This is a genomic window from Flavobacterium reichenbachii, assembly GCF_002217435.1.
Taxonomy (GTDB): Bacteria; Bacteroidota; Bacteroidia; order Flavobacteriales; family Flavobacteriaceae; genus Flavobacterium; species Flavobacterium reichenbachii.
This window is the reverse complement of the sequence record NZ_MUHF01000032.1, coordinates 88,173-112,343: the sequence shown is the minus strand read 5'-3', so window position 1 is coordinate 112,343 and position 24,171 is coordinate 88,173. Positions and strand designations below refer to the sequence as shown.

Annotated in this window: 15 protein-coding genes; 14 read left to right on the top strand and 1 reads right to left on the bottom strand. The window is 36.2% G+C overall.

Annotated features, from left to right (window positions below; translation table 11 throughout):
• Position 1 precedes the first annotated feature (1 nt).
• The 10 genes from B0A68_RS22570 (at position 2) to B0A68_RS22525 (ending at position 20,325) form a co-directional block, all read left to right on the top strand.
• The gene (locus tag B0A68_RS22570) at positions 2-1,582 is read left to right on the top strand and encodes a RagB/SusD family nutrient uptake outer membrane protein (RefSeq protein WP_035687745.1); all 1,581 of its coding nucleotides are present in this window, start codon (positions 2-4) and stop codon (positions 1,580-1,582) included.
• A gap of 17 nt (positions 1,583-1,599) precedes the next feature.
• Positions 1,600-2,481: a hypothetical protein gene (locus B0A68_RS22565; RefSeq protein WP_035681380.1), complete on the top strand. Its 882-nt coding sequence runs from the start codon at positions 1,600-1,602 to the stop codon at positions 2,479-2,481.
• A gap of 131 nt (positions 2,482-2,612) precedes the next feature.
• Positions 2,613-5,099, top strand: coding sequence for a glycoside hydrolase family 2 TIM barrel-domain containing protein (locus B0A68_RS22560; RefSeq protein ID WP_035681383.1), 2,487 nt, complete (start codon positions 2,613-2,615; stop codon positions 5,097-5,099).
• Positions 5,100-5,223: 124 nt separating this feature from the next.
• Positions 5,224-7,623, top strand: a complete 2,400-nt coding sequence (locus B0A68_RS22555) for a glycoside hydrolase family 31 protein (protein WP_035687748.1) — start codon at positions 5,224-5,226, stop codon at positions 7,621-7,623.
• Between the two features lie 377 nt (positions 7,624-8,000).
• The gene (locus B0A68_RS22550; RefSeq protein ID WP_035681386.1) at positions 8,001-10,007 is read left to right on the top strand and encodes a glycoside hydrolase family 97 protein; all 2,007 of its coding nucleotides are present in this window, start codon (positions 8,001-8,003) and stop codon (positions 10,005-10,007) included.
• 303 nt (positions 10,008-10,310) lie between these two features.
• Entirely contained in the window at positions 10,311-11,882 is a 1,572-nt protein-coding gene (locus B0A68_RS22545) for a GH39 family glycosyl hydrolase (protein ID WP_035681389.1), read from the top strand.
• 92 nt (positions 11,883-11,974) lie between these two features.
• Complete coding sequence (locus B0A68_RS22540) at positions 11,975-14,212, top strand: glycoside hydrolase family 3 C-terminal domain-containing protein (RefSeq protein WP_035681391.1); 2,238 nt, start codon at positions 11,975-11,977, stop codon at positions 14,210-14,212.
• A gap of 90 nt (positions 14,213-14,302) precedes the next feature.
• Positions 14,303-15,541, top strand: a complete 1,239-nt coding sequence (locus B0A68_RS22535) for a glycoside hydrolase family 5 protein (protein WP_084678982.1) — start codon at positions 14,303-14,305, stop codon at positions 15,539-15,541.
• Between the two features lie 113 nt (positions 15,542-15,654).
• On the top strand, positions 15,655-17,601 hold the full coding sequence (locus tag B0A68_RS22530) for a sialate O-acetylesterase (protein ID WP_051892444.1): 1,947 nt from the start codon (positions 15,655-15,657) through the stop codon (positions 17,599-17,601).
• Positions 17,602-17,928: 327 nt separating this feature from the next.
• Positions 17,929-20,325 (top strand): glycoside hydrolase family 95 protein, encoded by a 2,397-nt coding sequence (locus B0A68_RS22525; RefSeq protein ID WP_035681396.1) that lies wholly within the window; start codon positions 17,929-17,931, stop codon positions 20,323-20,325.
• A gap of 260 nt (positions 20,326-20,585) precedes the next feature.
• Here the strand turns inward: B0A68_RS22525 and B0A68_RS22520 are convergent, their stop codons facing one another.
• Positions 20,586-21,149 carry a CvpA family protein gene (locus B0A68_RS22520; RefSeq protein WP_035681400.1) on the bottom strand — a complete coding sequence of 188 codons (564 nt, stop codon included), beginning with the start codon at positions 21,147-21,149 and terminating at the stop codon, positions 20,586-20,588.
• Between the two features lie 239 nt (positions 21,150-21,388).
• Here B0A68_RS22520 and B0A68_RS22515 point away from each other — a divergent pair, with 239 nt between their 5' ends.
• The 4 genes from B0A68_RS22515 to B0A68_RS22500 all read left to right on the top strand — a co-directional run bounded on the left by B0A68_RS22515 (position 21,389) and on the right by B0A68_RS22500 (position 24,056).
• Positions 21,389-21,745 carry a hypothetical protein gene (locus B0A68_RS22515; RefSeq protein WP_035681402.1) on the top strand — a complete coding sequence of 119 codons (357 nt, stop codon included), beginning with the start codon at positions 21,389-21,391 and terminating at the stop codon, positions 21,743-21,745.
• A gap of 54 nt (positions 21,746-21,799) precedes the next feature.
• Positions 21,800-22,327 (top strand): hypothetical protein, encoded by a 528-nt coding sequence (locus B0A68_RS22510; RefSeq protein ID WP_035681404.1) that lies wholly within the window; start codon positions 21,800-21,802, stop codon positions 22,325-22,327.
• Between the two features lie 202 nt (positions 22,328-22,529).
• On the top strand, positions 22,530-23,549 hold the full coding sequence (gene pheS / locus B0A68_RS22505; protein ID WP_035681407.1) for a phenylalanine--tRNA ligase subunit alpha: 1,020 nt from the start codon (positions 22,530-22,532) through the stop codon (positions 23,547-23,549).
• A gap of 99 nt (positions 23,550-23,648) precedes the next feature.
• Positions 23,649-24,056: a hypothetical protein gene (locus B0A68_RS22500; RefSeq protein ID WP_035681410.1), complete on the top strand. Its 408-nt coding sequence runs from the start codon at positions 23,649-23,651 to the stop codon at positions 24,054-24,056.
• Positions 24,057-24,171: the final 115 nt, after the last annotated feature.

Here is a 24,171-nt window from a genome sequence, read left to right as displayed (position 1 = left end):
GATGAAAAGATATATAAAATTATTCGCCCTTTCGAGCTTATTAGTATTAGGAGCTTGTTCGGAAGATTTTTTAGAAAACGAACCTTATACAGATAAAGTAACCGATAACTTTTACAAAACACCTGCTGATGCTTTTGAAGGATTGGTAGCGATTTATGATGTTTTACAACGCGAAGCTTATGGAACACAGTTAATCGTGAGCGAGCAGGCATCTGACAATTGTTTTGGAGGATTTGGTATTGCCGATCCGGCAAGAGATTTAGAATGGGACCGCTTTTTATATTCGATGGATAAAGAAATGAATGCAGATACCTGGAAAAATTCTTATTTAGGAATTTACAGAGCAAACATTTTATTAGAAAATCTGGGTAAAGTAGATTGGGGAACCAACACAGCTTTGAAAACAAGATACGAAGCAGAAGCTCGTTTTTTGAGAGCACATTTTCATTTTCAGGCTGCAAAAATGTTCGGAAATATTATTCCGCTGGATCATACTGTAACGACAAGCGAATTTGAATTACCAAGACAAGCACCAGAAGTTACGTATGCCTTAATTGCAAACGATTTAAAATTCGCTGCAGAAAATTTAGGACCGGAAAATTTCTCACAACAAGGAAATGCTAATTTCGGACGTATTACAAAATGGGCTGCAGAAGCGTATATAGCAAGAACATTTTTGTTTTATACAGGAGCTTATACAAAAACTGATTTAGCAGGAGTAATTACAAAAGATCAGGCAACAGCTTATATAAACGATGTAGTAAACAATAGCGGACATGGTCTTGTAGCAGATTTTGCTAATCTATGGCTTGCAGCATCTTTAGAAAACTTTGTTGGAGAAGACAATACAGAAATGGTATGGGCTGTTCGTTTTAACGGTTCAGGAAAAGGAAACTGGGATCTTCACGAAGGAAACCGTTTTCAGGTTAACATAGCGCCTCGTGGAGGATCTATCGGAAGATATGCAACAGGATGGGGAGGAGCACCGGTAAACCCAAAATTGGTTAACGACTACGATACTGCTGATACTAGAAAAGCAGCTTCATTTATTGATTATGTTGGAGAAGGTTTAAACTTTAATGCACAAGCAAGAGAACAACGCCAGTACACTGGATATTCATGGAAAAAATACTGCCCGATTACAAATGCAGCCGGAACAGCTGTTGTTGAAGCAAATGGAGGAAATTTCCAGATTGATAACTATCAGGATTATGCAGTTATTCGTTTTGCAGATGTATTGCTTATGGCAGCAGAATTAAATTTAACTTCAAATGCTGCTTTGGCCCAAACAGATTTAGACAGAGTTCGTGATCGTGCTTTCAAAAGTACTACGCACAGAGTTACTGCAACGCTGCCAAATATTATGGAAGAGCGTCGTTTAGAATTGGCACTAGAAGGATTACGTTATTTTGATTTAATCAGACAAGGAATGTCTGCAATGAAACTGGCTATCGATAATAATACTGGAGATTCTCAGTTTAATGTAACTTTTAGAACAGAAACTCAGGGCTGGTTCCCATTACCGCAATCACAGGTAGTGCTTTCAAATGGTTCTATAACTCAAAATCCAGGGTGGAATTAATTTAAAACAAAATAATTATGAAACGTATATTATATATTTTAATAACCGCAGTAACTATTGGGACAGGATTGTTTTCTTGTGAACCTCTTGAAGACCGCGACAGCCTTCCTGCAATTAATTATACTGAAGCAACTCTTAATCATACAGAAGTACTGACAGATAATACACTGACTTTAACAAACAATGATAAAGATGTAATCTCTTATTGGTCTGTTGTTGATAATGCTACAAAAGTAGAGTTAGGACATTATAACGGTAATAATGCACAAGCTATTATACCTTTTAAAGGAAGCTATTCTGTAACTTATACTGCTTATACAAGAGGTGGTATAATTGCTACAGCTCCAAAAACGATTACAGTTCTTAAAACAGATTTGTCTTCTATTACTAAAGATCCTCGATGGGGAATGCTTACAAATGGTGCAGCTGGAAAAACCTGGGTGATCAAAATGGCTAACCCGATCGGATTTGCCGGACCAGCATACCTTAATACAACCGTTGGTGATACAGGAGGAGACGCATGGACTTATTTTCCGGGAAGTATCAACGAAATATTATGGTCTGGAATTGAAGTAAAAGATTGGGGAGAAATAACTTTTGATCTTAATGAAGGATATAATGTAACAGTAAAACAAACTTCTTTAACTACAGGAAGTACTGCGCAGACTACAACAAAAGGAACTTTTACTTATACTTTGAGCTCTGATTTTAAAAAGGATTTCTTAGATTTTAATGGTGGTACAAAAATGCTTTATCAAAATGCTTATTATACACAGCAAGCACCAGGGTTTAGTTTTTCTCGTGTACGATTGGTTGAGATTACAGCAACATCATTAAAATATGCAATGCTTCGCGATGATGGCGCTCAGGTTATTGTTAGTTTAATTCCAAAAGCTTAGGTTAGTTAGTTTTTAAAGTCTCAGTCGTAAAAGCATTCCTAATGTTCTTTATGACTGAGACTTAAATTATTTTAAGGAGAAATCAGAAACAGCTGTTTTATTATTTATCTTCAATTCCAAAAAAAATAACTATGCGTAAAACAAACCATTTAAGCGGAAAAATTGTATTAGCAATTGCTGTCGGAATTATATTTCTGAGTTCCTGCACTAAAAAAGATGATGTTTTTAACAACAGAAAAATTTCTTTTAATACGGGCTGGAGTTTTCATCTTAATGACAGTATCATCGATAAAGACACTATAGGAACTTCAACAAAATGGAGAACCTTAAACTTACCTCACGATTGGAGCATCGAAGGAAAATTTGACGAAAAAAGTCCGGCAGGATATGGCGGAGGTTCACTAAATGGAGGTTTAGGCTGGTATAAAAAAACATTTAAAGTCGCTCCAGAAGACAGCAGTAAAGTAACATCAATCACTTTTGATGGTGTTTACAGAAATAGTGAAGTTTGGGTAAACGGACATTATTTAGGAAAACGCCCAAACGGATACATCGGTTTTCAATACCAAATTTCTCCTTATTTGAATTATGGAGAAAAAGAAAATGAAATTATTGTAAAGGTTGACAATTCAAAACAACCCAATTCACGCTGGTATTCTGGTTCAGGAATTTTTAGAAACGTCTGGATAGAAACTACCGATAAACTGCACGTTGCACAATGGGGAACTTATGTGACAACGCCAAAAGTTACTGCAGAAAAGGCTTTTTTGAATGTAGAAACTACGATTCAAAATCAAAACAAAGAAGCCAAAAAAGCAACAGTAACCACTACTATTTTTAAAGAAGATACAAAAGTAACATCGGTTACTCAAAATATAACAATTGATGCTGACGCCAATCAAGTAGTAAAGCAATTAGCAGAAGTTCAAAATCCCATTTTATGGTCTGATGAAAAACCGGAATTGTACACAGCAGTTACCGAAATTTCGCTTGACGATAAAATCATTGATCAGTATAAAACAACTTTCGGAATCAGAGATTTTAAATTTGATTTGAATAAAGGGTTTATCCTTAACGGAAAACAAGTTAAAATAAAAGGGGTTTGTATGCACCATGATTTAGGTCCTTTAGGATCTGCTATCAATACCCGCGCAATCGAACGCCAGTTGGAAATTCTGAAAGGAATGGGAGTAAACGGAATCAGAACTTCTCATAATCCGCCTGCTCCGGAACTTTTAGAACTTTGCGACAAAATGGGTTTCATCGTTATGGATGAAGCTTTTGATATGTGGAAAACCAATAAAACCAAATATGATTACGCCAACGACTGGGACAAATGGCACAAAAAGGATTTGATTGATCAATTGCTTCGCGATAGAAATCATGCAAGTGTTTTTATTTGGAGCATAGGAAATGAAATTCCGGATCAATGGAGCGAAACCGGAGTTCAAATTGCAAAAGAATTAGCCGCAATTACACGTCAATACGACAAAACACGACCGCTGACTGCCGCTATGAATCCGCCGGTTAACATGAATATTGATCAGGTAACACTGCAATTCGAAAAAAAGAATGTTCAGTTTAATGCTATTGCAGCATCTGGAGTTTTAGATTTAATAGGATATAATTATGCACATCAGACTTATGAGCATCATCAGGAAAATTTTCCAAATACACCTTTTATAGCAACAGAAACAACTTCAGGATTGCAGACAAGAGGTTATTATGATGCCGTTTCAGACACCGTTAAAAAGTGGCCGGTACGATGGGATCTTAAATTTACAGGCGGAAATCCGGGTAACACAGTTTCGGCTTACGATCAGGTTCAGGCGCCTTGGGGGTCTACTCACGAAGCAACTTGGAAAGTAATTAAAAAACACGATTATCTTTCTGGAATGTACATCTGGACTGGTTTCGATTATATCGGAGAACCAACTCCGTACGAATGGCCATCGGTTAGTTCGTATTTCGGAATTGTAGATTTGGCTGGTTTCCCAAAAGACGTTTATTATATGTACCAAAGTGAATGGACAGACAAAACCGTGCTGCATATTTTTCCGCATTGGAACTGGAAAGCCGGACAAACTGTTGATGTTTGGGCGTATTATAATAAAGCGGATGAGGTTGAACTTTTCTTAAACGGAAAATCAGTCGGAATCAGAAGCAAGAAAGGAGATGATCTTCATGTCATGTGGAGAATTCCTTACCAAGCTGGAACTTTAAAAGCGATTTCCCGTAAAAACGGAAAAGTGGTTTTAGAAAGCGAAATTAAAACAGCTGGAAATCCGTCTCAATTAAAATTAACTGCAGACAGAAGCACAATAAAAGCAGATGCAAATGATTTGTCATTTATTACAGTTGATATTTTAGATGATAAAGGAATTTTGGCTCCAAATGCTAATAACGAAATCAACTTCTCATTAAAAGGAAACGGAAAAATCGTGGGCGTTAGCAGTGGAGATCCCGTAAGTCATGAATCGTACAAAGGAAATAAACATACTGCCCTAAACGGAAAATGTCTGGTAATTGTTCAGTCTGATACTAAATCAGGAAGATTAGAATTAACCGCTAAAGCGAATGGCTTAAAACAAGCTACAATTGTAATTACAACAGAATAACGGTACGTCTTTCCTGCAAGGTTTTCAAAACCTTGTAGGTATTAATAGTAAAGTATAGAATAAAAAATAGCAGACTTACAAGGTTTTCAAAACCTTGCAGGAAGGAAATACAAAAACTAAACCAATGAAAAACTCAAAATTAACGGCATTACTTTCAGCCTGTATGTTTGGATTAGTTCTGACGCCAAATGCCTCAGCACAAATCCAGAACGCAGATGTCCTTAACGCACCAATAGATATCAGTAAAGATTTTCAGAATTATCTGAACACTTTTTATTTTGCCGACGAACTGGCCTCTTTTGATCCTGCAACAGGAAAGGGAACTATAAAATATTTGAGATACAATTATAAAACACGTCAGGCTTTCAACAATATGATGATGAAACCTGATGTGGAAAAACCAAACGAATTTCCAACAACAGAATATGAAGTTTCGCCGGTTTTACCATTCGAAATTCAGTTTGTTTCAGATCGAACAGTCCGTATCAAAACAACTTCTGGACCACAGTTTCATCCACAGGCAGCATCTTTAATGCTGGTTGACGGCGTTGCGCCAAATCATCCTGAATTGTGGAAATATGCTAAGATCGAAGGAGGTCACAGTTATACAAGCAAACATGGAAGGGTCGAAATTTTGACACAGCCTTGGCATGTGAAAATTTATGATGAAAAAGGAAAATTACTGACAAGCACGCTTCACGATACCGATTTTAAAAACACCTACACACCAACACTTCCGTTTTCGTATGTTCGCAGAAACAGCGATTATTCAAGAAGTATGGGTGCTGCTTTCAGTTTAGAGCCGGATGAAAAAATATTTGGCTGTGGAGAATCATTTACACAATTAAACAAACGCGGTCAAAAAGTAGTTTTATGGGCAGATGATGCCAATGGAATCCAGAATGAAACCATGTACAAACCAATTCCGTTTTACATGAGCAGCCGTGGTTACGGAGTTTTTATGCACCATTCAACACCAATTACAGTTGATTTTGGTAAATATTTTGGAAGTGCAAACGAAATGTATATTGGAGATGACGAAGCAGATTTATTTTTCTTTATCGGAGAACCAAAAGACATTTTAGACCAATATACCAATTTAACCGGAAAAGCTGCTATGCCGCCACTTTGGTCTTTCGGATTCTGGATGAGCCGTATTACGTATTTCTCTGAAAAAGAAGGTCGTGAAGTAGCAAAAGATTTGCGTAAATATAAAATTCCAACCGATGTGATTCACTTTGATACAGGGTGGTTTGATGTAGATTGGAGAAACAACTACGAGTTTGCAAAATCTCGTTTCCCAGACGCTACAAAAATGATGTCTGATTTAAAGAAAGATGGTTTTCAGGTTTGTTTATGGCAATTGCCTTATTTCACACCAAAGAATACTTTGTTTCCAGAAATCATGGATAAAAACTTAGCAGTAAGGGACCGAAAAGGAAATCTTCCTTACGAAGATGCTGTTTTAGATTTCTCAAATCCAGAAACAGTGACTTGGTATCAAGGAAAATTGAAGAAATTATTTGATGAAGGCGTGGCCGTTTTCAAAGTTGATTTTGGAGAAGCGGCACCGCCAGACGGAATTTACCATTCTGGAAGAACAGGTTTCTACGAGCATAATTTATACCCGCTTCGTTACAACAAAGCAGTTGCAGAAATTACTCAGAAAGAAAAAGGATATACTTTAATCTGGGCGAGAAGTACTTGGGCAGGATCGCAGCGTTATCCATTACATTGGGGAGGAGATTCTGAAACTACCAACGGAGCAATGTCGGCAGAACTACGCGGCGGACTTTCATTAGGTCTTAGCGGATTCAGTTTCTGGAGCCATGATGTGGGCGGATTTGCAACAAAATCTCCTGAAAATATTTACAGAAGATGGACCCCATTCGGAATGCTGACTTCGCACGTAAGAAGCCACGGAGAACCGCCTCGTGAACCTTGGTTGTACAGCAAAGATTTCCTTGAAGGATTTAGAAAAGCAGATAATATGCGTTACGAATTAATGCCGTATATCTATGCTCAGGCAAAAGAAAGTTCACAAAAAGGACTGCCGATGATGCGTGCTTTATTTGTAGAATATCCAAACGATCCGGGAGCTTGGTTAGTTGATAATCAATATTTATTTGGATCAAGTATGTTGGTTGCGCCACTTTTTGAAGAAGTAGAAGAAAGAGACGTTTACCTTCCGGAAGGAACATGGATTGATTACCAAACCAAAAAAGTGTACCAATCGGGCTGGCATAAAATCAAAGCTGGCGAAGTGCCAATTATAGTTTTAATAAAAGACGGAACTGCAATTCCGCACATTGGTTTAGCACAGTCTACAAAAGATATGGATTGGAGCAAATTGACATTGAAAGTGTATGCAAGCGATAAAACTACATCGGCGACTGCCAAAGTATTTTTACCAGAAGGCAATGCTGTACAAGAAATAAAAGTGACCAAAAACGGAAACAATTTTGATGTAGCTGCAAATCCGTTAAACGGAAAAACCACTTTTAAAACCGAGTGGGCAAAATAAAAAAGTTAAACACAAATTGCACGAATTTCCACGAATTAAATTTGTGATAATTTGCGGAATTTGTGGTAAAAAAATACAGCCACAGATTAAAGGATTAAAAATTAAAAAATCTGCTTAAATCTGCCGAATCTGCGAGAAAATTATTTAAATACATAGATACATAGGTTTTTGTTTGTGAATAAAGAAAGCAAAAAGAAACTAGTTTCTAACACATAGAAGAGCTATGTGTATTTATGAAAGTGAAACGCCTTTTATAGGTTTTCAATAAACTATGTTTCTATGTGTTTAAAAAAATATAGCCACAGTTTTAAAAATCCTCTCTAATCATTTTATCCCGATAGCTATCGGGAGTGACAAAAAATATAATACCAAAAAACATGAAAAACTATCTAGTTCTCCCAGCCGTCTTGTTTTCAATAGCAATTGGCTACAGTCAAAAAACTAAAAATGCTTACGAACTCGCTTCGCCAAACGGACAAAATAAAATCAAATTTGAGCTCGTAAAAAATGCTCCAAAATATGCCGTTTCCCACGGAAAAACTGAAGTGATTTCGCCATCAGAAATGGGATTTGTATTGAAAGGAAACGAAGACTTAAGTTCTAATTTTGAAATTAAAGGTGCCAAAACTTCGACTTTTGATGAAACTTGGGAACAAGTTTGGGGAGAAAAGAAAAACATCAGAAACAACTACAATCAGCTTGTAGTTGATTTGCAGCAAAAGACTGGAAACAAACGTAAATTACAAATTCAATTCCGTGCTTTCGATGATGGAGTTGCTTTTAGATATGTTTATCCAAAACAAAATGTAAAAGACAGTATTTTCATTACGGATGAAAAAACAACTTTTAACCTAAAAGAAGATGGAAAAGCATGGTGGATTCCAGCAAACAGAGAAAACCGTGACGAATATCTTTTTAAAGATGCGCCGGTAAGTACTTTGGATACCGTATTAACTCCGTTGACAATCGAAAGCAAAAGCGGATTGGCTTTAAGTTTCCACGAAGCAAACCTAATTGATTTTGCAAGTATGACTTTGGTTAACACAAAAGGAACCGAATTAAAATCGGATTTGGTGCCGTGGCCTGATGGAATAAAAGTTCGCGTAAAAGATACTTTCACTTCTTCTTGGAGGACCATTCAAATTGGAGAAAATCCCGGTGAACTGATCACTTCATATTTAGTTTTAAATCTAAATGAACCAAACAAATTAAAGAATACAGCAAGTTATTTCAAACCATATAAATATTTAGGAATCTGGTGGGGAATGCACATCGGAAAATATACATTTTGGGAAAGTGATAAACAAGGCGCAACAACCAAACACGCCGAAGAATATATTGATTTTACTGCAAAAGAAGGGTTTAATCATTTATTGATCGAAGGATGGAACAAAGGATGGACACCGGGCTGGTATGAAAACCGTATGCACATGTTCAGCTTTACGAAAAGTGCAGACAATTTCGATCTTGAAAAAGTCGTAGAATACGGAAAGAAAAAGAACATCGAATTAATCGGTTACCATGAAACAGGTTCGAACTTAATTAACTATTTAAAAGAAGTTGACGAAGGTTTTGCTTTATATAAAAAATTAGGAATTCATACCGTAAAAATTGGACACGTAGGTTCTAAATTGAATATGAAGCAAATGCACTTCGGGCAGTTTGGAGTAAATTATTTCAGATACATTTTAGAAAAAGCTGCACAATATGATTTGGCCGTTTTGTACCACGAATCGATAAAAGATACCGGAGAACGCAGAACTTTTCCAAACATGGTTTCGAGAGAAGCAGCGCGCGGACAAGAATATAACGCTTGGAGCGAAGGAAATCCGCCAAACCATTTAACTATTATTCCGTTTACAAGATTACTTTCTGGACCAATGGATTTTACACCTGGAATTTTTGATGTTGAGGTAAAACAAGGGTATCCGGGAAAAAGAATTCAAGGAACAGTAGGACAGCAATTGGCATTATATGTAGCGCTTTATTCTCCAATTCAAATGCTGGCAGATCTTCCAGAAAATTATGAAGGAAAACCAGCTTTGCAATTCTTAAAAGATGTTCCGACAGATTGGGAAGACACTAAAATAGTAGAAGGAAAAATTGGTGAATATATCACAACAGCAAGAAAAGACAGAAATAGTGCCGACTGGTATTTAGGAACTTTAACAAATGAAAAACCAAGAAACGTAGAAGTTTCATTATCATTCTTAGATCCAGCAGCAACTTACGAAGCACAAATTTACGTGGATGCCGAAGGAACAGATCAAACACATAATCCGGAAGCAGTAGCAATTTCTAAGAAAACAGTAAAAGCTTCAGATAAATTACAATTGAAATTAGGCGGTGCCGGCGGTGGAGCAGTTAGATTCAAAAAATTGTAGTTTAAGTTAAAAGTTAGATGTTAGAAGTTAAACCCGACAGGTTTTTAAAACCTGTCGGGTTTACGTAACGCAACGATTACGTGTATTTGTAGAGACGCACCGCAGTGCGTCTACGTTCCAATATGAAGTTAGAAGTTAAACAAAAATTTATCAAGTTAAGTATCCTAACAGGTTTTGGAAACCTGTTAGGTATCAAATATCATATTACAATTAAGGAAACTATTTAGATTGGGTAAAATAATACCTAACAGTCCCGAAGCCTCGGGATTGGAAACCTGTTAGGATAAAAAAAGAAATTTTCAGATGAAAAGGATTTTAATATTATTGGTTTTAATTCATTCAATCCAAATCATTGGACAAAACAATACTGCTGAAAATCGAATCATAAAAGTTGATTATAAAAAGGAAGCAGGAAAACTGAACACCATGTTCAAAGAATGCATTGGTGCCGGGAGAGCAAACGAAGGTTTGAGAGCCGACTGGCAGCAGCAATTAGCTGTGGTGAAAAAAGAATGCGATTTTAAATACATCCGTTTTCATGGTTTATTGTCTGATGATATGGCGGTTTATCGTGAAGATAACAAAGGAAATCCAGAATATAATTACCAATATGTAGACGTTTTGTTTGATTATATTGTGAGTTTGAAAATGAAACCATTTGTAGAATTAGGTTTTATGCCAAATGCATTGGCAAGCGGGAAAGAAACTATATTTTGGTGGAAAGGAAATGTTACGCCTCCAAAAGATTATAAAAAATGGGAAGATTTAATTAAAAATCTAACCGCACACTTTAAAGAACGTTACGGCGATGAAGAAGTAAAAACATGGTATTTTGAAGTTTGGAACGAACCGAATTTATCACCAGGTTTCTGGACAGGAACGCAGCAAGAATATTTTAAATTATACGATTATGCAGCCCGCGGTGTAAAAGCTGTAAATCCAGCATATAAAGTCGGCGGACCAGCAACGGCAGGCGCAGGCTGGGTTCCGGAAACAATTGATTTTTGTGTTAAAAATAATGTGCCTTTAGATTTTATTTCGACACATACCTATGGCGTAAACCAAGGATATTTGGACGAATTCGGGACTTCTGGAACAGTTTTGAGTCCAGACGTAAATAGTGTAAACGGAGATGTTATTAATTCGCGTAAGCAGATTACCAATTCGGCTAAACCTAATTTAGAACTGCATTATACCGAATGGAGTTCTTCTTATACACCGGCAGATCCCATTCACGACAGTTATCATTCCGCAGCTTATATTCTGCAGAAATTAAAACAAGTCGGCAATGCGGCTAACTCCATGTCGTATTGGGTTTTTACCGATATTTTTGAAGAACCAGGACCAAGATTTACGCCTTTTCACGGAGGTTTCGGGTTGTTGAATACACAGGGAATTAAAAAGCCAGCTTATTTCTCTTATTATTTAATGAATAAATTGGGAGAAACAGAACTTCAAAATTCAGACAAAGCTTCTTGGACTTCCAAAAATGCAAAAGGCGATGTGCAGGTTTTGCTATGGGATTTTACCAATACACATCCAGGCGATAAAGTTTGGAACCAGACTTATTATGTTCAGGATCTTCCATCAAAAGAAAAAGGAAAAGTCAAAATTGAAGTTGAGGGAATGCAGAAAGGAAAATATATACTAGAAATATACAAAGTAGGCTATAAAGTAAACGACGCTTATGCAGATTATCAGGCTTTGAATAAACCAAGTCAGTTAACACGCCAGCAGGTTAATTCCATAAAAGAAAGAAATAACGGCGCACCAATTTCTGTAGAAAAAATTACAATCGACGGAAAAGGAATTTTTAGCAGAGAATTAAATATAAATGAAAATGACGTCGTAATGCTGAATTTGATTAAACAATAATTTAAAAAACCATCAACATAAAATATTATAACTGTATTTAAAGAGAATGTGTGAGGAATCAGAATCTTTAAATCGAAAACATCTAACTATCTATGAAAAACAAAATGATATACCTTTCGGCAGCTGTTGTTTTTGCATTGTTTACATCTTGTAAAAATGATGCACAAACTACCGCTTCAAATTCGGCACAAACCGAAGAGTACCAAGGAAAAGAAGTAGGTACAGAACATGACGCAGAAATCGACAAACTGATTTCGCAAATGACGATTGAAGAGAAAATAGGAATGCTTCATGGTAACAGCATGTTTAGCACAGGAGGCGTAAAACGTCTTGGAATTCCAGAATTAAAAATGGCCGATGGTCCGTTGGGAGTTCGTGAAGAAATCTCAAGAGACAATTGGGCACCAGCAGGTTTAACAAACGATTTTGCTACTTATTATCCGGCAGGCGGCGGTTTGGCAGCAACCTGGAATACTGAAATGGCACATACTTTTGGAACTAGTCTGGGAGAAGAATTACGTGCAAGAGACAAAGACATGTTACTTTCGCCGGCGATCAATATGGTAAGAACGCCGCTTGGAGGAAGAACGTATGAATATATGTCTGAAGATCCGTTTTTGAATAAAAAAATCGCAGTGCCGCTGATCGTTGGTTTACAGGAAAAAGATGTAATGGCGTGCGTAAAACATTATGCAGCCAATAATCAGGAAACCAATCGTGATTTTGTCGATGTACAAATTGACGAGCGTACACTTCGTGAAATTTATCTTCCGGCTTTTGAAGCTTCTATAAAAGAAGCAAAATCGTATGCTGTAATGGGAGCTTACAATAAATTTAGAGGCGAATACTTATGTGAAAACGATTATATGCTGAATAAAATCCTTCGTGACGAATGGGGATTTAAAGGTGTAGTGGTTTCAGACTGGGCAGCAGTGCATTCTACTGCAAAAACACTAAAGAATGGTTTGGATATTGAAATGGGAACACCAAAACCGTTCAACGAATTTTTCTTAGCCGATAAATTAATTGCAGCGGTTAAATCTGGAGAAGTTTCTGAAACAGAAATTAATCTGCATGTAAAACGTATTTTGCGTGTTTTATTTCAGGTAAAAGCAATAGGCGGAGGTACACGTGCAAAAGGAAGCATCGCAACAGAAGCACATTATCAAGACGCTTACAAAATTGCTGCAGAAGCAATTGTATTGTTGAAAAACGAAAATAATGCCTTGCCATTAAAACTAGACGGCGTAAAATCTATTGCGGTTATTGGAAACAATGCTACAAAGAAAAATGCTTTAGGCGGATTTGGTGCAGGAGTTAAAACAAAAAGAGAAGTTACCCCTTTAGAAGGTCTTAAAAACAGACTTCCTTCTTCTATTAAAATCAATTATGCCGAAGGATACTTAGAGCGTTACGACGAAAAAAATAAAGGAAACTTAGGAAATATTACTTCTACCGGCCCAGTTACCATTGATCAATTAGATCCTGCAAAAGTGCTTGAAGCAGTAGAAGCGGCTAAAAACTCAGATGTTGCTATTATTTTTGCGGGTTCAAACCGTGATTACGAAACAGAAGCTTCAGACCGTAGAGATTTGCATTTACCATTTGGACAAGAAGAATTAATCAAAAAAGTAATGGCAGTAAATCCTAAAACTATTGTAGTCATGATTGCCGGCGCTCCTTTTGATATTAATGAAGTCAGTCAAAAATCTTCGGCTTTAATTTGGAGCTGGTTTAATGGTTCTGAAGGCGGAAATGCTTTGGCAGATGTAATTTTAGGAAAAGTAAATCCGTCAGGAAAATTACCTTGGACAATGCCAAAACAACTTAAAGATTCTCCTGCACATGCAACAAATAGTTTCCCTGGAGACAAATCTGTAAATTATGCCGAAGGAATTCTGATCGGATACCGTTGGTTTGATACTAAAAACATCGCGCCGTTATATCCTTTTGGTTACGGATTATCTTATACTACTTTTTCGCTTGATAATGCAAAAGCGAATAAAGAATCTTACGCTCAAAATGATGTAATTGAAGTTTCTGTAGACGTTAAAAACACCGGAAAAGCAGATGGAAAAGAAGTAGTACAATTGTATACTTCTAAATCTGATTCTAAAATTACCCGTGCCGCTCAGGAACTAAAAGGTTTCAAAAAAGCGGCAGTTAAAGCAGGAAATTCAGAAAATGTGACGATCAAAGTGCCAGTAAAAGAATTGGCTTACTATGATGTTACTGCTAAAAAATGGATCGTGGAACCAGGAAAATATACTATTAAACTTGGAACTTCTTCAAGAGACATCAAAAAAGAAATTCAAGTAACAGTTAAATAACCAGCTGTTTTCTTTTTGATAAAATCTAACTATAAATTAACGCCAGCCCCTTTAAAGCTGGCGTTAATGTTAACCACCAAACCAAATAAGATGAAAAAGACAATTAAAGATTATCTATTAAGTTTTGCTTTATGTTTTGCATTTCTGGGAGTTTTAGCCTGCAGTTCAGATGATAAAGACACAGTAGAAAAAATAATACCCGAAGCTGCAGGATTATATCCCAGTTACAATACAAACCCAATTGCTGCGGATAATTCCGGAATGACAAGTTCTGCCGTGCAGTTAGCAGCAAAAATTAAATTGGGTTGGAATATCGGAAATACGTTGGAAGCAACCGGAGGCGAAACCGCCTGGGGAAATCCAAAAGTTACCAAAGCATTAATCGATGCCGTAAAAGCAAACGGTTTTAATGCAATTCGCATTCCTTGTTCGTGGAATCAGAATCTGGAAAACGCATCAACAGCAAAAATTAAAACCGAATGGCTGAACAGAGTTAAAGAAGTAGTTCAGTATTGTGTAGACAATGATATGTACGTTGTGGTAAATATTCACTGGGACGGCGGCTGGTTGGAAAATAATATTACCGAAGCCAAAAAAGTAGAAAATAACGCCAAACAAAAAGCTTTTTGGGAACAAATCGCTACACATTTAAGAGGATTCGACGAACATTTGCTTTTTGCAAGTGCCAACGAACCAGCGGTTGAGGATGCTGCTCAAATGGCAGTTTTAACTTCGTACCACCAAACTTTTATTGATGCCGTTCGTTCAACAGGAGGAAAAAATGCAACTCGTGTTTTAGTCGTTCAGGGACCAACGACCGATATCGAAAAAACAAACAAATTAATGACTACATTGCCAGTAGATAAAGCCTCAGGCAGAATGATGGTCGAAGTACATTATTATGCACCTTGGAATTTTGCGGGTTTAACCAAAGATGAATCTTGGGGGAAAATGTTTTATTATTGGGGATCGGGTTTCCATTCTACAACCGACACAGAACGCAATGCAACTTGGGGAGAAGAAGCCGATTTAGAAAAGAATTTCAAATTAATGAAAACCCAATTTGTAGACAAAGGAATTCCGGTTTTATTAGGAGAATTTGGAGCAATCCGCAGAACAACTTTAGCGGGAGATGCATTAACTTTACACTTAGCTTCGAGAGCCTATTATTTAAAAACTGTGGTAAAAACAGCAAAAGCAAACGGGTTACTTCCATTTTATTGGGATGAAGGAAGTACGGAAAATAATGGTTTCGGAATTTTTAAAAGAAGCGATAATACAGTTTTTGACACACAAGCTTTAAACGCTTTAAAAGAAGGAATGCAGTAAAAAAGCTTTCGAAACCATATAAGTGATATAAGATAATTTAAGTTTCTATTGTAAGTTGAGTTTATATTTACTTATATCACTTATATGATTTAAATTAATTTAAATAAGTAATAATGAAAAAGTTAATTGTTTTTATTTTGTTGATATTTAGCACGTTTGCTAATGCTAATGTGAGAATGCCTTTAATCTTTTCTGACGGAATGGTACTACAACGCAACAAAGAAATTCCTGTTTGGGGTTTTGCCGATGCGAACGAAAGTGTAGAAATTCATTTCAATAAACAAATTAAGAAAACACAAGCCGATAAAAACGGAAAATGGACGGTAAATTTAAGTGCTGAAAAAGCCGGCGGACCATTCGAATTAATCATTATCGGAAAAAATAAAATCACCATCAAAAATATTTTGGTTGGTGAAGTCTGGATTTGCAGCGGACAATCGAATATGGAATTTCAGGTTTTCAAAACCATAAATGCAGCAAAAGAAATCGAAGATTCAAATTATTCGATGATTCGTCATTTTGGTGTTGCGCAAGATTTAAGCGGCACTCGAAAAGACGATTTGAAACAAGGAAAATGGGAAGTTTCTAGCAAAGAAACCGTTGGTAATTTTACAGCAGTAGGATATTATTTCGCCAAAAAATTATATTCAGAATTAAAAATCCCAATCGGAATCATCAATACTTCTTGGGGCGGGACAAATGTTGAGACCTGGACAAGCCGTGAAGCTTTCCAAAATAGTCCTGAATTCAAAGCCATGATTGCCGATGTTCAAGTGGTAGATATCAATGCAATTTTTGAAACTTACAAAAAATCGGTTTTAGACAACCTTAAAAAAGTACAAGGTTTTGATGTTTCCATGGAAAATGAAAATCAATTTAAAGACCAAAATTTTCAGGATAAAAACTGGCCCGAAATAAAAGTGCCTTCACTTTGGGAAAATCAGCAGATTGGCAACATCGACGGAATTGTCTGGATGCGTAAAACCATTGTTTTAACAGCCGAACAAGCCAAAAAAGAAGCCGTTTTACACTTAGCAAAAATCGACGACGAAGACAAAACCTATGTAAACGGAGTCGAAGTAGGAACCAATAATCTTTGGGACAAACTAAGAGTTTATAAAATTCCTGCCAATGTCTTAAAAGAAGGAACCAACGTAATCGCAGTCAGAATTACAGATTACAGCGGCGGTGGCGGAATCTACGGCGATCCATCCGATCTAAAAATCGACTTTAAAGATGCAGCTTTTCCGCTTGACGGACTTTGGAAATTCAATGTCATAAAAGTAAAAATCGAAGTTTCGCCAAACAGTTATCCATCATTATTGTACAATGCCATGGTAAATCCGCTTGTTTCGTATGCGTTTCAGGGTGTTTTGTGGTATCAGGGCGAAGCCAATGTTTGGAGAGCAGCAGAATACAAAAAGTCATTTCCGTTAATGATCAACGATTGGAGAGCCAAATTCAAACAAGGCAATTTTCCTTTTTATTTCGTTCAATTATCCACTTTTGATGAGTTTGGAGGCAACAGCCAAAAAGGAAGCCGTTGGGCAGAACTTCGCGAAGCACAATCCGAAACTTTAAAATTACCCAATACCGGAATGGCCGTTTCAACCGATATCGGAAATGCAAAAGACATTCACCCCACAAACAAACAAGATGTTGGTTTGCGTTTGGCTGCAATCGCATTGAATAATCTGTACAGCAAAAAACAAGTTTACAGCGGTCCAACTTTCAAATCTCAGGAAATAAAAGGAAACCAAATCATTCTGACTTTCGATAATATTGGCTCAGGATTATCAACTTTAAATAGCGATGAACTAAAAGGTTTCGAAATCGCAGGTGCTGACAAAGTTTTTCATGTTGCGAAAGCGATAATTCAAAATAACAAAATAATAGTTTCGAGTGAAAATGTAAAAAATCCAGTTGCAGTGCATTACGGCTGGGCAGACGACGATACGGCAATCAATCTTTTCAACAAAGAAAAATTCCCCGCATCGCCATTCAGAACCGATAATTGGGAAATGATCACGGCAAACGAAATCTATAAGGTAAGCAAATAATTCGTTTCCTACCAGGTTTTCAAAACCTGTTAGGTATAATTAATACAATCAATAAAAGTAGTAATCTGGGCGTGACCGTATTTACAAAAGGCGCTATGTAACAAACCGCTTATGTGCGCCTTTTGTAAATGCGGTCGGGCTATCCGCGCTACTTCGGTAGTTTGCTCCTATCCCTCACGCGTATAAAATGGCTATAAATCTCATAAAAGATTTTTATCCTACCAGGTTTTAAAAACCTGGTAGGTATAACATAAATATTTATTAGTTTTAGATATTAAATGAATACCTAACAGGTTTTTAAAACCTGTTAGGATAAGATAACCAAATATGATAAAAAAAATATTTTTCCTCTTACTTTTCGCGTGTTACTATACAAACATTTCAGCGCAATCCACGAATGTTTTGTGGTACAATCAGCCCGCAGATTTTTTTGAAGAAAGCTTAGTTTTAGGAAATGGAAAATTGGGTGCAACAGTTTTTGGAGGTGCAAATTCTGATAAAATCTATCTGAACGATGCCACACTTTGGTCGGGCGAACCTGTAAATGCTAAAATGAATCCGGAAGCGTACAAAAACATTCCCGCCATTCGCGAAGCATTAAAAAACGAAAACTACAAACTGGCGGAAGAACTCAATAAAAAAATTCAAGGAAAAAACTCCGAATCTTACGCTCCATTGGGAACATTAGAAATCAATAATTCTGAAAAAGGAAAAGCGGTAAATTATCATCGAGAGCTGGATATTTCTAATGCCATATCAAAAGTCAGTTACGAAATGGCCGGCATAAAATATACACGAGAATATTTTGTCTCGGCGCCAGATCAAATCATGATAATCAAATTGACAAGCAGTATAAAAGGCGCTTTAAACTTTGATATTAATTCAAAAAGCCTTTTAAAGTCTAATGTCGAAGTGCGCAATAATATTTTGGTAATGACTGGTACTGCGCCAATTCATGAAAATGCGGGATATACTGTTCTGCCAAAATATCTTGATATAAAAGAAAGAGGAACAAAATTTACAACTTTAGTTCAAATCAAAAAGACAGACGGTAAAATTACAAATTCCAGAGAATCTTTAACCTTAAAAGACGCAACAGAAGCTATTATTTATGTTTCTGTTGCCACAAGCTTTAACGGTTTTGACAAAAATCCTGCAACCGAAGGAGTAGACGATATAGCAATTGCATTGCAAAACATGAATAAAGCGTTTGCAAAACCATTTGATAAATTAAAAGAAAACCACATTGCAGATTATCAAAAATTTTACAATCGTGTCGATTTGAATTTAGGAAAAACAACTGCACCAGATTTACCTACAGACGAACGTTTACTAAGATATTCTGATGGAAAAGAAGATAAAAATCTGGAGATTTTATATTTCAATTACGGGCGATATTTATTAATCAGTTCATCTCGGACACTTGGAGTTCCGGCCAATTTACAAGGAATTTGGAATCCGCATTTAAGTCCGCCTTGGAGCAGTAATTACACCATGAATATTAATCTGGAAGAAAATTACTGGCTGGCAGAAAACACCAATCTTTCAGAAATGCACACATCGCTTTTAAGCTTTATAAAAAATCTTTCGGTAACGGGAAAAGTTACGGCAAAGACATTTTATGGCGTAAACGAAGGCTGGGCTGCTGCTCATAATTCAGATATTTGGGCAATGACCAATCCGGTTGGGCAATTCGGAAAAGAAGATCCAATGTGGGCTTGCTGGCCGTTAGCAGGCGCATGGCTCAGTACGCACATTTGGGAGCATTATACTTTTACGCAGGACGCAGCATATCTAAAGAAAGAAGGTTATCCGTTGATGAAAGGTGCAGCTGAATTTTGTTTAGGCTGGCTTGTGACCGATAAAAACGGAAATCTAATCACTTCGCCGTCAACTTCGCCAGAAAATCAGTATAAACTTGCCGATGGTTTTGTAGGCGCTACACTTTATGGAGGAACGGCAGATTTGGCCATGATTCGGGAATGTTTTGATAAAACCATAAAAGCGGCAAAAGTGCTGAATACCGATGCTGACTTTAGAGGAAAATTAGAAAAAGCACTTTCAAAACTATATCCGTATCAAATTGGTAAAAAAGGAAACCTGCAGGAATGGTATTTTGATTGGGAAGATAATGATCCAAAACACCGCCATCAATCGCAGCTGTTCGGACTTTTTCCAGGCGATCATATTACGCCAGAAAAAACTCCCGATTTAGCCGAAGCTTCACGAAAAACTTTAGAAATAAAAGGCGACGAAACCACAGGCTGGTCAAAAGGCTGGAGAATTAATCTTTGGGCGAGACTTTGGGATGGAAACCGTGCTTACAAAATGTTCCGCGAATTATTAAGATATGTAGATCCCGACGGAAAGAAAACCGATAAACCAAGAAGAGGAGGAGGAACGTATCCGAATTTATTTGATGCGCATCCGCCGTTTCAGATTGATGGAAATTTTGGCGGTGCCGCAGCCGTTGCCGAAATGTTGGTGCAGTCAAACGAAAACGAAATCAGATTACTTCCTGCTTTACCAGACGCTTGGGAAGAAGGTTCTGTAAAAGGAATCTGCGCAAGAGGCGGATTTGAAATTGAAATGACGTGGAATAATAAAAAGCCTGAAAACGTAATTATTTCGTCTAAAAATGGTGGTAAAACAACTTTGATTTTCGGAGATAAAAAACAGGAAATTGTTTTGAAAAAGGGAGAGAAAAGAGAAATCAATTTTTAAATAAAATTCTAATACAAAACCCGACAGTCGCGAAGCCTCGGGACTGTCGGGTTTATTTTTAATTTATTATTGCTCTTTTTGAGTATTTTCTTGGATCAATACAAAAATTTGTGCAGCTATAAAATTAAGAATGAATTTAACCGCAAAGTGTGCTAAGATTTTTTATAGGAATGGCTTAAAAACACACATCCCGAGACTTCGGGATGTGTGTTTTCGATCCGTAAAGTAAAATGAAACCTTACCGTACTTTGCGGTTAAAATTAATATGACTCCGCAGGTTTTTGTTTTGATTCATTTTCTTTTTCTTCTGGTTTTTCAGAATGTTCCTTTTTAAAAGTCTCGTACCATTTTTCGATTGATGGATATACAAATGCAGCGACTTTTTTTACTGGATTATAAAAAATGTAATGGTCTAAAGTTTCCTTTTTGGCGAAAGTATTATTGAAATTGATTTTTTCAAATAAGGCAATAAAAATACTTAAAATAAGAATGGTTTTTAAAATTCTGAAAAAACCGCCTCCCAATTTGTTCAGCCAGCCCAGCATGGCAAAATCTGCAATTCCGGTTAATATTTTAGCTAAGAAATAAACGCCTATAACAACTAAAATAAAAGTCAAAATAAAAGCTGTAAGCTGAATATTAGTTGGATTCCAGGAAACATGTTTTGAAATTATTCCAGTCATTAATGAAGAAAATTTAATGGCAAGGTAAATTCCTAAAAGCAGCGAAATAAAAGAAGCAACTTCTACAAAAAGGCCGTTTTTAATGCCTTTATATAGACTATAACACAAAAGTGCGCCAACGATAATATCAAAAAAACTCATGCTTTGGTTTTATGTTTAATGAGCGCAAATATAGATCTTTTTTAGGTTCAGAGTTACAAAGGTGCAGAGGACAAAGGTTTTTGAACTTAAAAACAACTGCAAAGCTTCTATATGCATTTTATGTAAAGAGTATGTATCTTTGTTGATTCATATTTAGAGTTCAGATTGCAGTTCTGACCTTCAGGATTATATTTTTTAATCAGCAATCTAAAATCAAAAATCATAAATCATAAATTAAAATGTCTAGAGATACACAACTAAAAGAGCGCTGGGAAAAGCTCGTTGATATACTATCCAATCAGTTTTCGCAGGGAGAAGACTTAGATTTGGATGCCATAATTTATCTAATTGGAGTTCAGGAACTCGGAAAAGTACACCGTGAATTCAAAAAAGATGAAAAATTAAACCTGATGCACATTGCCATCTGCAGATTATTAGAGCCTTACGGATTCTACGAATTCGATTTTTTTGATGCCGAAGGCTGGCCACATTACAAAGTAAAAGAAGAATTACCGCCCTTAAAAGCCGGAGAACAATCTGTCTTGATGAAAGAAGCGATTGTAAATTATTTTTTAGAAAGGGAATTGATTGATTAATTTTTTTAGAATTCTGTAAACTGAGATTGAAACTACGACTAAAAATTAAAAAACATGTGTAGATACGCCATGACTTCTTATAAACCGCATTATGCTTGTTTTAATTGCCGAAAAACATTTAAAAGAAGACTTTATGGGGATATTAAAAAAGGAGAATCATCAGTTTTTGAAGCCAAATGTCCAGAATGCGGTGAATTAACGGCGAACATGGGACTTGATTTTGAATCGCCAAAAAAAGACGATTTAAAGAAGTGGGAACATCTTAGAAGTTTATATTCTGTTGGAATTACATTTCATTCCTGCGGTTGCAGCGGCGGTGGTTATATTCCGAATTCAAAAGAAAAATTAATAGAGTATTTCGAAGACTTAAAAGAGACTTATCTTAAAAATATTGATTTCTGGCGTAAGAGAATTGAGCCTTTAGACAAGAATGAAAAAGATAAGGATTGGAATAGAAACTGGTCAGAATTGAGCAGTGTCGCATCAAAAAACAGAAAAGAAATTATTAAAAATCAGGATGGTGTAAATTATTGGCTGGAACTGGTTAAGGAAGTTGAAGGCAAAATAAAACTGATAAAATAGTTTCCTAATAATAATCTTTACAGGATAAAAATCGAACTAATTAAATGTGTGATTTTTGAATTGATCTGCGAATAGAAATCCTGTTTCTCATTCTTTATAAATAGTAATTTGATGTAACTCTTGACTGTAGATAAACTTTAAATTTTAAACATTAAACTTAAAACAAATTGCTTAAATTTGTTCTCTCAATTATTGAAGGAAAATGATAGATAAGATAAAACAGCATATAGAGGAAGCTAAAGCCTTTAATGAGAAAAATAAAGAATCTTTAGAGCAATTCCGTATTAAATATTTAGGAAGTAGAGGTTTAGTAAGAGAACTTTTTAATGAGTTTAGAAATATTCCAAACGACCAGAAAAAAGATTTTGGAATTGTAATGAATACCTTAAAAGCTGTTGCTGAAGAAAAAATAAGAGGTATTCAGGAAGAACTTGAAAGCAAAGAAGAAACAAAAGGAATTTTTGGCGATTTAACGCGTGCGGCAGAACCGGTAATTATTGGTTCTCGTCATCCTATTTCTATCGTAAAAAATCAGATTATAGATATTTTTGCTAATATCGGATTCAACGTTTCTGAAGGTCCGGAAATCGAAGACGACTGGCATAATTTTACTGCATTAAACCTGCCAGAATATCATCCGGCTCGTGATATGCAGGATACATTTTTTATCCAGACCAATCCAGACGTGTTGCTGCGTACGCATACATCATCTGTTCAAGTGCGTTATATGGAAAATAATAAACCGCCAATTCGTACTATTTCTCCGGGACGTGTATTTCGTAACGAAGCTATTTCGTCACGTTCGCACTGTATTTTTCATCAGGTAGAAGGATTGTATATTGACAAAGATGTTTCTTTTGCAGATTTAAAACAGACATTGCTTTATTTTACTAAAGAAATGTTCGGAAAATCTAAAATTCGTCTTCGTCCTTCTTATTTTCCATTTACAGAACCAAGTGCCGAAATTGATATTTATTGGGGTTTAAAAACCGAAACTGATTATCGTATCACAAAAGGAACAGGCTGGTTAGAAATTGGAGGATGCGGCATGGTAGATCCAAACGTTTTAAAGAATTGTGACATCAATCCTGACGAATACAACGGATTTGCTTTTGGAATGGGAGTGGAGCGTATTGCAATGCTTTTATACCAAATTGGAGATATTCGTATGTTTTATGAAAATGATGTTCGTTTCTTAGAGCAATTTAAATCAAATATTTAATTTTAAGTCCAAAGTCGAAAGTCGAAAGTCAAAAGTCTATTAGTAAAGACTTTACCACTTTTGGACTTTCGACTTTGGACTTTATGACTTTTGACTAACATGAAAGCAGATATAACAATCCCCGAAGTAGAAAATGTATTCTTGGCAGCAGTTCAGGAATGGAGCGACGACTTTATGGAAAAAGTCTGGTACGCTTATTTAATAAACGACAGCGACTTTAATTTAGACAGTGTAATGGTGGTTTCTAAAGCATTTGGAACCATAGACGGAGAAATGAAGAAAACCTCGATTCTGCGTCATGCATTTGTAGAAGTTCCAGCGGTTTCGGTTGTAAAAATCGAAATGATCGAGAAAAGCCTTTTAGTTATGAATAACGAATTTATGGTGACTTTCTTTATCGGAAATACTTTGTATGACAAGAAATTTATATTTAAATCTAATTTAATCAACGAGAATGATACGGAAGAAGTGCCAATTTTGTTCGTTGAAGGTGTGATGGTGAAGTAAGCTGCTAGAGTAAAGAGTAAAGAGAATAGAGGCAAGATGCAAGAGGAAAGAGAATAGGTAAAGAGGCAAGAAGCAAGAGAATAGAGGCAAGATTAAAGACTTTTATTGTAGGCAT

Excerpts from the sequence above, each read along its gene's own strand:
- B0A68_RS22555 (WP_035687748.1), top strand. The coding sequence starts at position 5,224 with ATGAAAAACTCAAAATTAACGGCATTACTTTCAGCCTGTATGTTTGGA.
- B0A68_RS22540 (WP_035681391.1), top strand. The coding sequence starts at position 11,975 with ATGAAAAACAAAATGATATACCTTTCGGCAGCTGTTGTTTTTGCATTG.
- B0A68_RS22520 (WP_035681400.1), bottom strand. The coding sequence starts at position 21,149 with ATGAGTTTTTTTGATATTATCGTTGGCGCACTTTTGTGTTATAGTCTA.
- B0A68_RS22515 (WP_035681402.1), top strand. The coding sequence starts at position 21,389 with ATGTCTAGAGATACACAACTAAAAGAGCGCTGGGAAAAGCTCGTTGAT.
- B0A68_RS22535 (WP_084678982.1), top strand. The coding sequence starts at position 14,303 with ATGAAAAAGACAATTAAAGATTATCTATTAAGTTTTGCTTTATGTTTT.
- B0A68_RS22570 (WP_035687745.1), top strand. The coding sequence starts at position 2 with ATGAAAAGATATATAAAATTATTCGCCCTTTCGAGCTTATTAGTATTA.
- B0A68_RS22510 (WP_035681404.1), top strand. The coding sequence starts at position 21,800 with ATGTGTAGATACGCCATGACTTCTTATAAACCGCATTATGCTTGTTTT.
- B0A68_RS22560 (WP_035681383.1), top strand. The coding sequence starts at position 2,613 with ATGCGTAAAACAAACCATTTAAGCGGAAAAATTGTATTAGCAATTGCT.
- B0A68_RS22565 (WP_035681380.1), top strand. The coding sequence starts at position 1,600 with ATGAAACGTATATTATATATTTTAATAACCGCAGTAACTATTGGGACA.
- B0A68_RS22500 (WP_035681410.1), top strand. The coding sequence starts at position 23,649 with ATGAAAGCAGATATAACAATCCCCGAAGTAGAAAATGTATTCTTGGCA.
- B0A68_RS22530 (WP_051892444.1), top strand. The coding sequence starts at position 15,655 with ATGAAAAAGTTAATTGTTTTTATTTTGTTGATATTTAGCACGTTTGCT.
- B0A68_RS22550 (WP_035681386.1), top strand. The coding sequence starts at position 8,001 with ATGAAAAACTATCTAGTTCTCCCAGCCGTCTTGTTTTCAATAGCAATT.
- B0A68_RS22525 (WP_035681396.1), top strand. The coding sequence starts at position 17,929 with ATGATAAAAAAAATATTTTTCCTCTTACTTTTCGCGTGTTACTATACA.
- pheS (WP_035681407.1), top strand. The coding sequence starts at position 22,530 with ATGATAGATAAGATAAAACAGCATATAGAGGAAGCTAAAGCCTTTAAT.
- B0A68_RS22545 (WP_035681389.1), top strand. The coding sequence starts at position 10,311 with ATGAAAAGGATTTTAATATTATTGGTTTTAATTCATTCAATCCAAATC.